Genomic DNA, 12564 nt, shown 5'->3' with positions numbered 1-12564 from the left:
CGCGAGTTCGCGATGGATGGGTGTTCGGCAGGCGAAGTCACTTGAGACCCTCGAGATACTCCGCGATCGCGCGAAGTTCCTCCCCGTGCAGATTGGCAAATGACGGCATCAAATTGCCGGGCTTTAAGTGCTGTGCGGACGCGATCCAACCTGCCAAGGTGCCGGCATTGTTGGGGAAGCTGCCGGCGGCGATCGACTTCCGGCTGCCAATGTGGGTGAGATCGGGACCGATTTGGCCCGAAGCCGCCGTACCGCGTACAGTGTGACAGGCGCCGCACCCGGAGGCGATGAAGAGCTCCTTTCCTCTGGCGCCCAGCTCGGTCACGGGATCGCTCGCCGGCCTTTTCTGATCCGCAAGCCAAGTCGGATAATCCTCGCGCTCCACGGCGACCACATAGAACGCCATGAGGGCGTGCTGAGCGCCGCAATACTCTGCGCACTGGCCGCGGTAGACCCCGGGCCGCGAGGCCAAAAACTGATACTTGTTGACCCGTCCGGGTATCATGTCGAGTTTTCCGGCCAGGCTCGGCACCCAGAACGAATGGATGACGTCGTTTGATTTAAGTATGAACTCGACAGGAACGCCTGCAGGCACGCGGATTTCGTTTGCGGACATGAGCTGCCGAGCCCCCTGCGGATCGAGATAGTTCACTCGCCACCACCAGCGTTCGCCGACGACTTCGATGCGCGCTGCGGGATTCCCGCGAGCGGCCGAATGACCCGTAAGGATCAGCCCATAGACCAAGAGAATTGTAAGCACAGCGATAGGCATGGCGATGCCGAAGACGATGACGAAGCGTTGCCCGCTCATCCAGGCGCGCCTCGTGCCGCCAAACACAGCATGCGCGGTGAAGGAGAGAACCAGCAGAAATATTGCCGCAGCACCTACAACCATAATCCAGGTCAGGGTGCGGATGGCTTCCGCATTGGGACCAGCCGTGATCAGCGCTGACTGCAACCACATCAACGACGGCCGGCTGCCATGGCTTTCTTCCGGCAGCACCCAAGTGCAGCCCGAGACGCCAGTGCCGGCAACCAAAATGGCGAATGACGAGAGCGCTTTCATTTTCTCAGGGTGTACAGATAGGCGGCGATATGCACCGCCTCTTGGTAAGAGAGCGGGAATGGCGGCATGGCCGTCTGCTGTACCAGCGACGGCGCATCGCGCACCCAAGCGACAAGCGCGGCAGGCTCGTTCGGAATCGCTCCCGCAATGTACGTTCGGTTGGCGAACGTGTTCAGTGGGGGGCCGACAATCCCAACGGCGCCCGGAACGCCGGGAATGGTGTGGCAAGTGCCGCATCCGACGGCCGCAATGAGCTCCCGGCCTTTTGCCGCATCTCCATTCAAGGTCCGGCGCTCACCGAAGTAGCGATTCTGCTCGGCCGCTTGCTGGGGATCGGAACAGCCGCCTAGAATCACAATCGTAGCTGCCACGACAGCGCAGATTGGTCCTGGGCCCCGCCGGGTCTCTCCAAAATTGCTGGTGTGGTAGCCCCTGACTGTCCCTCCCGTGATCGGCTGGCGCATTGGCACGCGATCTCGAAACTCGAAGGTCGAGCCTTCATAGGCGTCTCGATCAGCGAGAGTCTTGGGGTCCGCTGGCAAGATGGGATACATCCGTAATCCTGACGCGAAGTCCTGCGATCGAGAGCAGCTGGAGAGCGCTGCGGGGGCATCTCGCTTGCCTTCGTTGTAGCGGAGTAAACTGGATCCAGGTGCCCCTGACGGCAATCTATGGCTTCCGCGCGGAACGATCCCTAAAGCCCTCGGGATCATGATTGTTCCTAACCGAGCGGCAATGACCTGGCCCTGACGAGGATCGGCTTAGCAGACGAGGATTTGCTGTACGATACAGTACAATCATTCGAGTCGGCTTCATCCGATTGCTCTGCACTGCTCTCCTGACTCGTGTGACGTTCCCCCGCCCCCGGCGTCGGTACGCCTTGCGAGGTGTTTCTTCCAGGCTGGCCGCTCCGGTGGTGTGGCTCAGCTGCGGAGCCGCGCGAACAGCGGATCGGAAGAGGATCGAACCTGGGTGCGGCTGATGCACTGGCCCGCGCGAGCCGTTCATCAGTCGAGTTGCGACCTATGCACGCTCTCACGCCGGATCCAGGAACCAGGCTTTGGAGCGCAAGTTGGTTAGACCGCGGCTCTGCCGCTTCCGCGGAGTGGGTTCGCTGATCGGGTGCGAGTTGGGTAGTCGCTATGCGGAAGCTGTTGTGGGGCACGCTGATCTCCATCTGTGCTGCGGCGACGGCAGCATTCCTGTTCGCTTGGTCGGGCGTCTACAGTATCGCCGCGTCCAGTGGGCATCTTGCGGTGGTCAGCAAATTTCTCCAGTTCGGCATGCAGAACTCGGTCGAGACATACGCGGTCGGAATAGAAGCGCCGCCACTCGGTCCCGCTCATGTAGAACAGGGCATGCTATACTTTCAGTCCGGCTGTGCGACTTGCCACGGGGCGCCCGGCCTGTCGCGGAATCCGGTGGCTTTGGGCATGCTTCCGCAGCCACCGGATCTCACGCGTGTCTCCGACGACTGGTCGGACGCGCAGCTGTTTTGGATCGTAAAGCATGGAATCAAGTACACCGGCATGCCGGCGTGGCCAGCGCCGAGCCGAGACGACGAAGTGTGGGCACTTGTCGCATTCCTTAGACGCATGCCACAGATTCCAGCAGAAGAGTACAAGGCCGCCACCCGTCTGCGCGACGGCGAAAGCCAGGGCGCCCGGACAATGGCGAACGAAGGATTGATCGTGGGTCCGTTTGCCTGTGGCGGTTGTCATGGAGCGCGCGGCGAGGGAAGCCCGCTCGGCAGTGTTCCGAGGCTCGCGGGGCAAAAAACTGCGTATCTCGAGATGGCGTTGGAAGACTTCGCAGCGGGTACCCGACCCAGCGGGATGATGGCGCCACCCGCCGCCAACCTGGACCGGCAACAGCGAGCCGAACTCGCGCGCTACTATTCGTCTATTAAGCTCGACGAGGTAGCAAAGAGCGACATCAGCGAAAAAGCCGAAAAGGCGCGCCAGCTTGGAGCCATCCTTGCCGAACACGGCGCACCGTCGCGCGGAATTCCTGCCTGCCAGGCCTGTCACGGAAGAGATGGGCGTGCGAGCGAGAACATTCCCCAATATCCCGGTCTTGCGGGACAGCACGCTTTCCATCTTGCCAATCAGCTGCGGCTCTTTCGGGCAGGCAAGCGAGGTGGCCGCTTGGCGGAAGTCATGTCGGCTGCGGCGCGTGGCTTGACTGATGAAGACATCGAGGGTGTCGCAATGTACTACAACGCACTCAGATAAGATGGGCGAGGAGGCTGTCGGCCGATCTTGCGGTGAAGGGGAGGGGTCAGTTCTTGGGCAAAGCGTATGCGATCACCGCATCGCCCCGCTTAGTCCCGAGCGAACCGTGCCCGCCCGCGACGGCCAGGACGAACTGACGTCCATCGGCGCCGAGGTAGGTCATCGGCGTAGCTTGCCCTCCAGCCGGCAGCCGGCCCTCCCAGATCTGCTCGCCCGTGATCACGTCGTAGGCGCGCAGATAATAGTCGAGCGTGCCCGATAGGAAGGCGACGCCTCCGGCCGTGAGGACAGGCCCACCAAGGTTTGGCACGCCCATTTTGAACGGGATTGGAACCGGCATGAGATCTCTGACCGTGCCGTTCTTGTGCTGCCAAAGCACGTTTCCGGTGGTAAGGTCCGCAGCGCCCACATAGCCCCAAGGCGGAGCCTGACAAGGCAATCCGAGCGGTGACGTGAAGGCCGACAGCTTCACTGCGAACGGAGCTCCAAAATTCTCATTCAGCGCCGGAAGGCTGTTCTCAGGCCTGTTGTTGCCTTGGACATACATGGTCCGATCGTCGGCGCGCGGCACGAGTTGAGACACGAACGCGAGCGAGGCGGGCGTCACGAACGCGATCTGTCGCTGCGGGTCGACGGCAATGCTGCCCCAGTTGAATACGCCAAAGTTGCCGGGATGAACGAGCGATCCATCGGTGGATGGAGGCGTGAAGCGTCCTTCATATCGCAGGCGGCGAAACTGGATACGGCACGCGAGCTGATCGAACAGCGTCGCCCCCCACATGCTGGCACCGTTGAGCGGTGCCGGATTGAATGACAACGCGGACACCGGCTGCGTTGGCGCCGTGTGATCTCCCTTGGCCGCACCTTGCGGCGCGCGCGTTTCCGTCACCGGGAGGACCGGGCTTCCGTTCCGCCGGTCCAGCACGAAGATTTCGCCCTGCTTGGTCGGCTGGACCAAGGCCGGAACGGTCTGTCCCTTGATCGTCAGGTCAATCAGAGTAGGTTGCGAGGGCACGTCGTAATCCCAGAGGTCGTGGTGCACGGTTTGGAACGCCCAGCGCACCTTGCCCGTGGCGACTTCCAGAGCGACGACCGAAGAGGAGAATCGCTCGACGCTTTCGCTTCGGTTGCCGCCCCATTGATCGGGCGGCTGATTGCCGAGCGGCACGTACACGAGCCCGAGCGCTTCATCGACGCTCATGATCGACCAGCTGTTGGGCGAATTGGCCGTATAGGTCTGACCTGGCGGAAGCGGCGCCGTCTGGTCGGGGTTGCCGGAATCCCAGTTCCAGATCAGATCGCCAGTCCGGATGTCGAAGCCACGGATCACACCGGACTGCTCCTTGGTCGAGACATTATCGAGCACCGTGCCGCCGACGATCACCAGGCCGCCCGCGACAACCACCGGCGAAGTGGAATAGTAGGCGCCGGGCCGCACATTCGGCATGTTGGCCCAAAGATTGATCTGGCCGGTCCCTCTGCCGAAGTCGCGGCACACCGCTCCGCTGTCAGGATCGAGCGCGATCAATCGGCCATCCGCTGTGGGCATGAACAGCTTCGCCGTGCAGTTCGCGGTCGGCACGCCGTCCGCGGCGGCAATCGGCATGTCGGGGACCGGCTTGTTGGTAGCCGCCTCCGGAGCAGCTGCGGTATCGACAGCATTCCTGTTCGCATCGGAAGCGCCGGGATAGTAGGACAGCCCGCGGCAGGTGAGATGCTGAAGGGCGAGCTTGTCGAGAATCTTCGGGTCATAGCGCCAGATCTCCGTTCCGGTGGTCGCGTCCAAGGCAATGACCGACTGATGCGGCGTGCAGAGATAAAGCCGATCGCCGATCTTCAGCGGCGTCACTTCAAACGTCGTCTCTTCGGGATCGCCGGGTCGCCCTCGCATGTCGCCGGTATGATAGGTCCAGGCCACTTGGAGTTTCCCGGCGTTCTGCGGCGTGATCTGATCGAGGGGCGAATAGCGCTGGCCACGTCCGGCGCGCCCGTAGGCGTGCCACTCACCTGGCGGCACATCTTGCGCTGCTACAGCCGGCGGGTCCGGCGTTGATTTGGAGACGGAAGTCGTCTTTGCCACCAAGCGATGCGGATCGGTCGTCCAAGACGCGGCAGCCACCAGGAGCGCCGCGCATAGCACGATCGACAGTGCCAATCCGCCGCCACGCCATGCGGATCCCTGACGAAGTCGAGACGATGCGGAGTCCCTCCGGGCCAAGCTACCAGCAATCCAGGGGGTCAACAGGATTGCACCGATGACGAAGATGATGCTGCCGCGCGCGGCCAGCGGCCACCAGTCCAGGCCGACCTCCCACAGCGACCAAACCAGGGTGCCCGCGGTAACGAAGCAAAAGACCCACAACGCCCGTTCGTCGCGGCGAAACAGGAAGATCGAGCTTGCCAGAAACGCGAGGCCAGACAGGGCGTAGTACCAGGACCCGCCAAGGGCGATCAGCCAGAGACCCCCGGCCGTCAAGGCGACGCCCATCGCGAGGAGCGCAACCGCAAGCGTCATGAGAATGACGTTTCGAAGTACCATACTTACCACCTTTAAGCCCGGAGAGCGCTTGCTAAGCCCAGCACTGGCATCAGAAGCGCGGCGCGCTGCTGCCCGAACAGGCCGCACAGTCACGCGACGGCAACGTGGGCGTCGTCGGGACGTTCCTTGGCACCTCTCGTTCCTGGGCAACGCTCATCGGCCGGACGGCAGGACCCGGGTGTATGGCGAAAGCTGCTGATGCGGCAGTCGGGCCTGCCGGCTCCGGCTCCTCCAGCCGCCCTGAATGACGGATGAGGCAGGACGTGGAAGAGTGCGCGTCTGCCTCTGGCGGTCGGCTGCCGCAATCCCGCGTACGCGCATGTTGAATTCGAGAATGAACTAGCTGGATAGCAGCCCTGAAATGAACGCTGCGGCGCCAAGGGCAATGAACGACAGAACGATCGGAGGATACAGAACCAGCGCTGCCTCAAAGCGCAAGAACCTCGGGTGTTCGCCAGCACGATTTGGACGTCCAATGAGGATCAGGGTGGCTGCGGCCGCAAGCATCACGGCTCCAATCAGGATGTTCACGCTCGGCTTCCCTCTCTTTGAGCGCGGAGGCGCCCGAGCTGGAGCGTGCGATCATCCGTTCGCCCTGGAAAGGTCGGCCAGTACGCTAACGTACCTACTTTCTCGATCAACTTATTCCGACAGATGCGATCGGTTCGGCTTCAGTCAATGCGAGTTCTGGCGGCCATGCCGAGAACCCGCTCGCGGGTACGGCTTCTCGAAGCATCGAGCAGCATCGCTCCCGCCCAGCGATAGACGTTGTGCTCCTTCACTTGCTGTCGCATCAGGTTCATGCGTTCGGCTCGCTCCTCCAGCGGCATCAAGAGCGCCAGTTCGATCGCTGATGCCATCTCTTCGATGTCGTATGGATTGACGATGAGCGCTTCGGAAAGCTCTCGTGAAGCTCCGGTAAAGCTCGACAGGACGAGCACCCCGGCGCCGTCCTCCCGAGAGCTTACGAACTCCTTTGCGACCAGGTTCATTCCGTCGTGCAGGCTGCTGACGATGCAGACATCGGCTGCCCTGAACAGCCGGAATACATCCGAAGGCTCGTAATGCTGAACGATCAGACGGATCACGCGCTGACGACCTTGATGACGTTCGTTTATTTCCGCGGCCAGCGCCTCTGCTTCCGCCTGTAGTCTCGAATATGAGCTCAGCTTGCTGCGGGTCGGAGCCGCGACCTGGATGAATGCGAGCCGATCTGTCCAGGCCGGATCTCGTGACAAGAGCGCATCGATGGCCCGCATCCGGTCAAGGATGCCTTTGGTGTAGTCGAAGCGTTCGACGCCCACGATCAGCCGCGTGTCCTCCGGCAAACCGAATTGCGCGATGACGTCGGACCGGCATTGCGCAGCAGCCGGCAGCTTTTCCAGCTCCCTCGGCGGCCATTCTATCGAAATCGGATAGGCGCGTATCCTGGCCTCATGTCCCCCGACGCTGACCGCCTGCACCTCGCGGTCGATCCTGCTTTCCAGAAAGCGGTCGACACCTTCGATGAAGTTGTTGCAGTGAAACTGGGTGTGAAAGCCGACAATCGTGCTGCCGAGTATTCCTTCGATAATCTCCTCCTTCCACGGGCAGATGCTGAAGGTCTCCGCATTCGGCCATGGGATATGCCAGAACGTGATGATCGTCGCCTTCGGCAGGCGTTCACGGATCATCTTCGGCACGAGCGCGAAATGATAGTCCTGGACCAGCACGACGGGATCTTCGGTGCGTGCCTCGGCAACGACTGCATCGGCAAAGCGCTGATTGATCTGCCGATACAGCTGCCAATCACGCAGCCTGAACGTAGGACGCACGAAAACGATGTGGCACAGCGGCCAGAGCCCTTCGTTGGCGAAGCCGTAATAATACCCGTCCTGTTCTTCTTCGGAGATCCATATCCGCCGAAGCGTGTACGCCGGAGCCGCCTCTGGCACGCGAATTCTGTCGTGTTCATCAACCGTCTCACGGTCCGCGCTGCCGCTGCCATGCGCAATCCATGTGCCGCCGCAGGCGCGGATGATCGGCTCCAGCGCGGAGACCAAGCCGCTCGCCGGCCTCTGCACCACGACTCTTCCTTCCGAAGCGTTGTGGATGTATGGCTCGCGATTGGCCACGACGATCACTTCGGCCCCAGGTAGCGTCCCATGCAACACCTGCTGCAACGATTGTGGCGTCCACTCGATCTGACTTGTAAACGGTATGTGCTCTGCATCGCGCAGCAGCTTGTGGATCTCGCGATCGATCGACGAACCACTCAGCTTGGGTTCGCCCCCCTGAGCACCGCGACGAACCTCGTCGACTGCCCGCCGCAAGGCACTCATCCACCCCCTCATCATGATCATGGCGAAGATGATGGTGCCGACGGTCAAGACCAGTACGACTCCGGCGAGCGCCGCGAGGAGATACGCCACTACCTGGCTCGATCTGGCGGCCGCAAAGCTGAGGTCGGTCAGTATGACGAGATACGACCGCCCGCGGCTGCTCGCGACGGGAAAGGCAGCGACAAGAACCCGCCGTCCGCCGCTCGTAATGGTCGCGAAGCTGTCGTTCTCGGATCTGGCGAACTTTTCGCACGAGAAGTCCGCCGGCATCTCGGGGGTCGGCGCGACCAACGATCCGCCCGTATCACAGAATCCGACCGCGAGAATCTTCTGGTCGAGCGCCACCCTCTTGAAGAGGTCGGAGAGCCGGGTCCACGCACGTTCTTCCACGTCAACGCTGAGTAGCGGCTGGATGGCGTTGAAAACCAACTTCGACCTGGCCTCGACATCGCTTCGCGACCATTGCTGCACAATCCCTCCCGTGAACGGGGAGATGCCAAACGCCACAAGCGCCGCCACAGCCAAACCGAACATGCCGTAGCGGAAGAACTGCTTGTACGATATCGGCATCACCCGGTTGCCACCACTTGACCCGCAAGAACGGGCAGTCGGCGCGGCGAGCAGCGCAGTTCAGGTTCTGAGCGGAATTGTGCCACTAGTGTTGTGCGGGCAGATGGTGTGTCCGGTGAGTGACTGCCCTCAGTTGGAACTGATGGGCTGCCTCTCCGGCGCAACGCTGCCGCGCTCGTTGTTGCAGGCCAAGCAGATCGTGCGCGCCACCTGCGCTCCCCGGATTGCCAATCGTTCATGCCGATGCGGCGTCTTCTCTTCACAAGACCAGCAGTATGCCTGCGGAACCACGACGAGTGCCGTCCGATTCGGTTTTCTAATCATAAGAGCCCCCGCGGCACTATCCTTTTCAGGACGCCGGTGGGCAAGCGGAAGCGGACAGGATCGGCCATCTTCGGTACGGAACTGTACCGGATTTCATTGCGCGAGCCGCGCTGCCGCCGATCCCGCCAGGCAAGGCCTTGCGATGTACCGGGGGAGAAGCAGCAGCGACTGAGCAGGGCCGGGGACGGCGGCAAGCGCGCCCCGGGACCACGCCATCGGGACACGCTGACCGTCAGGGACAGGGATGCCGCATTCCGTCGTAGCCGAGATACGTTCCTGAAGCGGGGTCATACGACCGATATCGCTGCGAGCAATATGCATTCGCATCAGCCTGTGCCCGGCTGTTGGCGATCGCGCCTCCGATCATCGCGCCGGCAGCGAGACCACCCAGCGCCGCAGCGCCGGAGCCATAGTAGTGATGCCCGCGCCATCCACCGTGTCGGTGGCCTCTGTGGCCATGCCAATGTCGATACTGCACCTGCTGCACTTGAGTGTCCGGCTTGATGGACTTGGGCGACATCGGAGCGGCAAGCGCAGGCGTGCATGCGACCGACATCAATGCCGTCACGGCGATCATGGGCTTCATGGGTACCATGGGTAACATCCTCTTCTGTTTGCACAACGTGCCAACGAGGTGGCCTGCGCTGCGTTCCGAGAATGGGCTGCGCACACGCGATCGAAAGGTTGTACGCTACTGCACCAAAACAGGAGCGTGCGAATCGCGTCTGTAGAACAGCTTCACGTCCTCTTGTTGGGCAGCGCGTTCTTCCCGGCAATGGAAAGGGCGATCAGGCTGAATGTGACCAGACGCGGAATGAAGTAGACAGGCTCGCTTGCACTCGTCACCTGCACGACCGCCATCAGGAAGCGCGCAACGGAATCGATTGCGAATGCTGCGGCAAAGAACAGGAAAAGAGCATCGCTCGTTTTGCGCCAGAATTTCAGGAAATAGACGCTTGCCATGAGTGATGCGAATGCCGTCGCACCTTCGAGCACAGGAGCGAGATGGTCCATTTATTCGGCCTCCCAAATCATTCCGAGCAGCAGGACGGTCATGGCGAACAGGCCGATCGACACGCGTATTGCGGAAAGGTCGTCTCGAGGAAAGACGATCTTGTCGATCCACAGAGCGCCGTTCTCGAGCGCAAGTCCTGCGAAGCAGACCGCGCTCCACAACAGCAGCTTCGACCTGCTCGCAGAGTATGCTCGAACCAGCAGCCAAGCGCAGAATCCGCTCGTTAATGCGCAAAGGCTGTAGATGACGGCAGCCATGTTCAGTCCTTTCGGATCCTGAAGGCATCCGAGAATGCCTGAATCCGGCGCGGCTTGGTGTGGATGATGTAAGTGATCGGAATGAGGTGCCGTGAATATGCCTTGCGCAGAGCCTCGACAGCAGCCCGCAATTCGGATCGTGGAGCGAATTCGTAAAGTGCCGGGCCACCCTCGAGGAAGCCATCTCGCCGAAGCGTCGCCAGGGCATCGGCCATCTCTGCCTTGCCAGCATAAAGACGCTTAGAGAGAGATTCGACGTCCCAGCGCTCGCCGGGCCGCTCATGGAAGAACAGGAGTGCCTCGAGTTGCGCCACCGAATGGATGTAGCGACGGACCAGCTCCATTACGTCATGCGGCAGCTCTTCGTCAGACATCTTCGATCTCAATCAGCACGGCGAAGCCGGGCTATTCAGAAAGTACCTAGTCAAGGATCGTCCGCCGCAGGCACGTAATAAATGAAATGACATATGCAAGTCGAAGGCGGCGTCATTCGCATGACGCCGCCTCGTGAACTGGAGTGGCTCGAGCGTTCTGCTCGAGGCCGGCTCAGTACTTGAATTCTGGCATTTGCTTCAGCTGATCCTTGTTTGCGTTCAGCACCACGTGATCCGGATACCAATTGTCATTTCGGCTGGACCCTGTGGTTGCGGCTCCCGTTCCCGTCGTGCTTCCCGGATTGGCATTGCCTGCCTTCCCAGAGGCATCGCCGGAAGCCGCCTTCATCGGCTCCCTTGCGAACTTGAGCTGATCGAAACCGACCGCGACGTTGCGCTCGCCCATTCCAAGGAAACCGCCTACGCCGATCACTACATTGGCGACTCGGCCGCCCGTGTCCAGGATGATGTCGTTGATGTCGCCGATCTTCTCGTTGCTGTTGTTGTAGACGGCTACACCGACGAGCTTCGAGGCGCGCCACTCGCCTTGCTTCTGCACGGAAGCGGTCGATGCAGCGCTCGGTTGCTGGTTGGGAGTAGCCGGATTCGCGTTGTTTTGGGGTGACTGCGCAGCAACCGGAGCGGTCAGAAGCATCGCTGTCGAAACGGCGCACAGAAGTCTTTTCATGGAGTACTCTCCTCAGGTTGGTGGATTGTCACCAACTCCCCGCGCGCCTGGAAGTTCGAAAAGCTCGAAGGTGGACTCGCAGGTTTTCATCTAGCCGACCAACATGAGGCGCGCGCGCATCTTTTGGCGAAGCATCGCCCGCGTGACGGACGGATCGCACAAGATGAATTCAACCATTGCGATGACGTCATCCCGAGAGCATTTGCAGTGGGGATTCTCGTAGGCGGCAAGCAGGCGTTGAGCTTCTTCTACGGCGGCTACCAAAACCTCAGCATCCGTTTTCACCTTCACCTCCATCCACTTGTCGCCATCCTCGCCAGCATCCCTCGGATCCGTTCGCCGCTCGCGACTTGCAGCTGGACGCAGCAACAGGTTACGAATAAGCAATGCGAACGGGCGGTACCGTACAGGAGCGCTCATGCGCAGACAGGATGACGCTGTGACAATCACAGGACATCGATCTCAACCGCGCTCCATCCGCAACGACGATCCCCGCCCTTCGGCAGCTGATCACTCCCTCTCGCATCATCTCTCCTAAAGCGACAGTAACCCCCGCGCGCCGGACGGCCAGTGCGTTCGCAATGTAGCTGTGCGTAAACGGCACTTCCCGCGATCCGAGCCTATCGCTGGCCACAACTAGCCATCGGGCAAGGCGCTGGTGCAGGGTGTGCCGGGAGTTGCAGGCGGACAGCTGAGAGCTGTGGATCAGGATCGCCTGCACGTATCCCAAGAGCAGCCTCTCGAGTTCGGCGTCTCGCTTGATCAACGCGATCAACTCGTCGCAATGAATGCGCAGCGCATGGCCTCGGACCTGCACGCTGCACCGATGTGGCGACACGCGCATGCCGAGGATCAACGGCACTCCGACGAAATCTTTCTTTCCGAGTGTGTGGATCTCTACCGGCAAGCAGTCGCCCGCGCGCGTCGCAACTGAACATCCGCCGCTCTCGATGAAATAGGCAAAACGAAGAGGAATGCCCCGGTCATAGAGCACCTGACGCTTGCCTAACGGCACCCTCTCACACTTTTCGAGCAGGGATTGGCGCGAGCGTTCCGATAGCCGTGAGACGAGTTCGTTGCAGCTGAGGTCGATGGATTGGTCCTGATAGCTCGGCCGTTTCAAGTCGCACGCATCGCTCTCTGCAAGCAGCCGCATTGATGGATGTTCCATGTCAA

The 12564-nt window shown here is 61.2% G+C and carries 13 protein-coding genes; 1 reads left to right on the top strand and 12 read right to left on the bottom strand.

Annotation, left to right across the window (positions count from 1 at the left end):
* Positions 1-37 precede the first annotated feature (37 nt).
* A complete protein-coding gene (gene coxB / locus K410_RS0123730) occupies positions 38-1066 on the bottom strand; it encodes a cytochrome c oxidase subunit II (protein ID WP_245269441.1) in 1029 nt (342 codons plus the stop codon).
* Complete coding sequence (locus tag K410_RS0123725) at positions 1063-1437, bottom strand: c-type cytochrome (protein ID WP_210164240.1); 375 nt, start codon at positions 1435-1437, stop codon at positions 1063-1065. Before K410_RS0123725 ends, coxB begins: the two co-directional genes overlap by 4 nt.
* 771 nt (positions 1438-2208) lie before the next feature.
* Between K410_RS0123725 and K410_RS0123720 the strand changes: the two genes are divergently transcribed.
* On the top strand, positions 2209-3300 hold the full coding sequence (locus tag K410_RS0123720) for a c-type cytochrome (protein ID WP_028137175.1): 1092 nt from the start codon (positions 2209-2211) through the stop codon (positions 3298-3300).
* A gap of 46 nt (positions 3301-3346) precedes the next feature.
* On the opposite strand, the gene K410_RS0123715 is transcribed toward K410_RS0123720, so the two are convergent.
* The 10 genes from K410_RS0123715 to K410_RS0123675 all read right to left on the bottom strand — a co-directional run bounded on the left by K410_RS0123715 (position 3347) and on the right by K410_RS0123675 (position 12544).
* Positions 3347-5839: a glucose/quinate/shikimate family membrane-bound PQQ-dependent dehydrogenase gene (locus K410_RS0123715; RefSeq protein ID WP_049820186.1), complete on the bottom strand. Its 2493-nt coding sequence runs from the start codon at positions 5837-5839 to the stop codon at positions 3347-3349.
* A 339-nt stretch (positions 5840-6178) separates the two neighbouring features.
* Entirely contained in the window at positions 6179-6370 is a 192-nt protein-coding gene (locus K410_RS39770) for a hypothetical protein (RefSeq protein ID WP_155253562.1), read from the bottom strand.
* Between the two features lie 140 nt (positions 6371-6510).
* The gene (locus K410_RS0123710; protein WP_049820185.1) at positions 6511-8730 is read right to left on the bottom strand and encodes an alpha,alpha-trehalose-phosphate synthase (UDP-forming); all 2220 of its coding nucleotides are present in this window, start codon (positions 8728-8730) and stop codon (positions 6511-6513) included.
* A gap of 556 nt (positions 8731-9286) precedes the next feature.
* On the bottom strand, positions 9287-9658 hold the full coding sequence (locus tag K410_RS38610; protein WP_080672199.1) for a BA14K family protein: 372 nt from the start codon (positions 9656-9658) through the stop codon (positions 9287-9289).
* Between the two features lie 134 nt (positions 9659-9792).
* Complete coding sequence (locus tag K410_RS0123700; protein WP_028137171.1) at positions 9793-10068, bottom strand: DUF5985 family protein; 276 nt, start codon at positions 10066-10068, stop codon at positions 9793-9795.
* A complete protein-coding gene (locus K410_RS0123695; RefSeq protein ID WP_028137170.1) occupies positions 10069-10326 on the bottom strand; it encodes a DUF5985 family protein in 258 nt (85 codons plus the stop codon). It abuts the gene before it with no gap.
* A 2-nt stretch (positions 10327-10328) separates the two neighbouring features.
* Complete coding sequence (locus tag K410_RS37160) at positions 10329-10700, bottom strand: hypothetical protein (protein WP_049820184.1); 372 nt, start codon at positions 10698-10700, stop codon at positions 10329-10331.
* A 172-nt stretch (positions 10701-10872) separates the two neighbouring features.
* Positions 10873-11388, bottom strand: coding sequence for a PRC-barrel domain-containing protein (locus K410_RS0123685; protein ID WP_028137169.1), 516 nt, complete (start codon positions 11386-11388; stop codon positions 10873-10875).
* A 90-nt stretch (positions 11389-11478) separates the two neighbouring features.
* Positions 11479-11685 carry a hypothetical protein gene (locus K410_RS0123680; RefSeq protein WP_028137168.1) on the bottom strand — a complete coding sequence of 69 codons (207 nt, stop codon included), beginning with the start codon at positions 11683-11685 and terminating at the stop codon, positions 11479-11481.
* A 76-nt stretch (positions 11686-11761) separates the two neighbouring features.
* Positions 11762-12544 (bottom strand): Crp/Fnr family transcriptional regulator, encoded by a 783-nt coding sequence (locus tag K410_RS0123675; protein WP_245269439.1) that lies wholly within the window; start codon positions 12542-12544, stop codon positions 11762-11764.
* Positions 12545-12564: the final 20 nt, after the last annotated feature.

Origin of the sequence: Bradyrhizobium sp. 22 (genome assembly GCF_000482425.1) — a bacterium.
GTDB classification, from domain to species: domain Bacteria; phylum Pseudomonadota; class Alphaproteobacteria; order Rhizobiales; family Xanthobacteraceae; genus Bradyrhizobium; species Bradyrhizobium japonicum_B.
The sequence above is the reverse complement of the archived record's forward strand: the minus strand, read 5'-3'. Positions and strand labels throughout refer to the sequence as shown.

Bases quoted from the DNA above. Each gene is read 5' to 3' on its own strand.
- coxB (WP_245269441.1), bottom strand. From the start codon at position 1,066: ATGAAAGCGCTCTCGTCATTCGCCATTTTGGTTGCCGGCACTGGCGTC.
- K410_RS0123720 (WP_028137175.1), top strand. From the start codon at position 2,209: ATGCGGAAGCTGTTGTGGGGCACGCTGATCTCCATCTGTGCTGCGGCG.
- K410_RS0123715 (WP_049820186.1), bottom strand. From the start codon at position 5,839: ATGGTACTTCGAAACGTCATTCTCATGACGCTTGCGGTTGCGCTCCTC.
- K410_RS0123710 (WP_049820185.1), bottom strand. From the start codon at position 8,730: ATGCCGATATCGTACAAGCAGTTCTTCCGCTACGGCATGTTCGGTTTG.
- K410_RS38610 (WP_080672199.1), bottom strand. From the start codon at position 9,658: ATGTTACCCATGGTACCCATGAAGCCCATGATCGCCGTGACGGCATTG.
- K410_RS0123700 (WP_028137171.1), bottom strand. From the start codon at position 10,068: ATGGACCATCTCGCTCCTGTGCTCGAAGGTGCGACGGCATTCGCATCA.
- K410_RS0123695 (WP_028137170.1), bottom strand. From the start codon at position 10,326: ATGGCTGCCGTCATCTACAGCCTTTGCGCATTAACGAGCGGATTCTGC.
- K410_RS37160 (WP_049820184.1), bottom strand. From the start codon at position 10,700: ATGTCTGACGAAGAGCTGCCGCATGACGTAATGGAGCTGGTCCGTCGC.
- K410_RS0123685 (WP_028137169.1), bottom strand. From the start codon at position 11,388: ATGAAAAGACTTCTGTGCGCCGTTTCGACAGCGATGCTTCTGACCGCT.
- K410_RS0123680 (WP_028137168.1), bottom strand. From the start codon at position 11,685: ATGGAGGTGAAGGTGAAAACGGATGCTGAGGTTTTGGTAGCCGCCGTA.
- K410_RS0123675 (WP_245269439.1), bottom strand. From the start codon at position 12,544: ATGCGGCTGCTTGCAGAGAGCGATGCGTGCGACTTGAAACGGCCGAGC.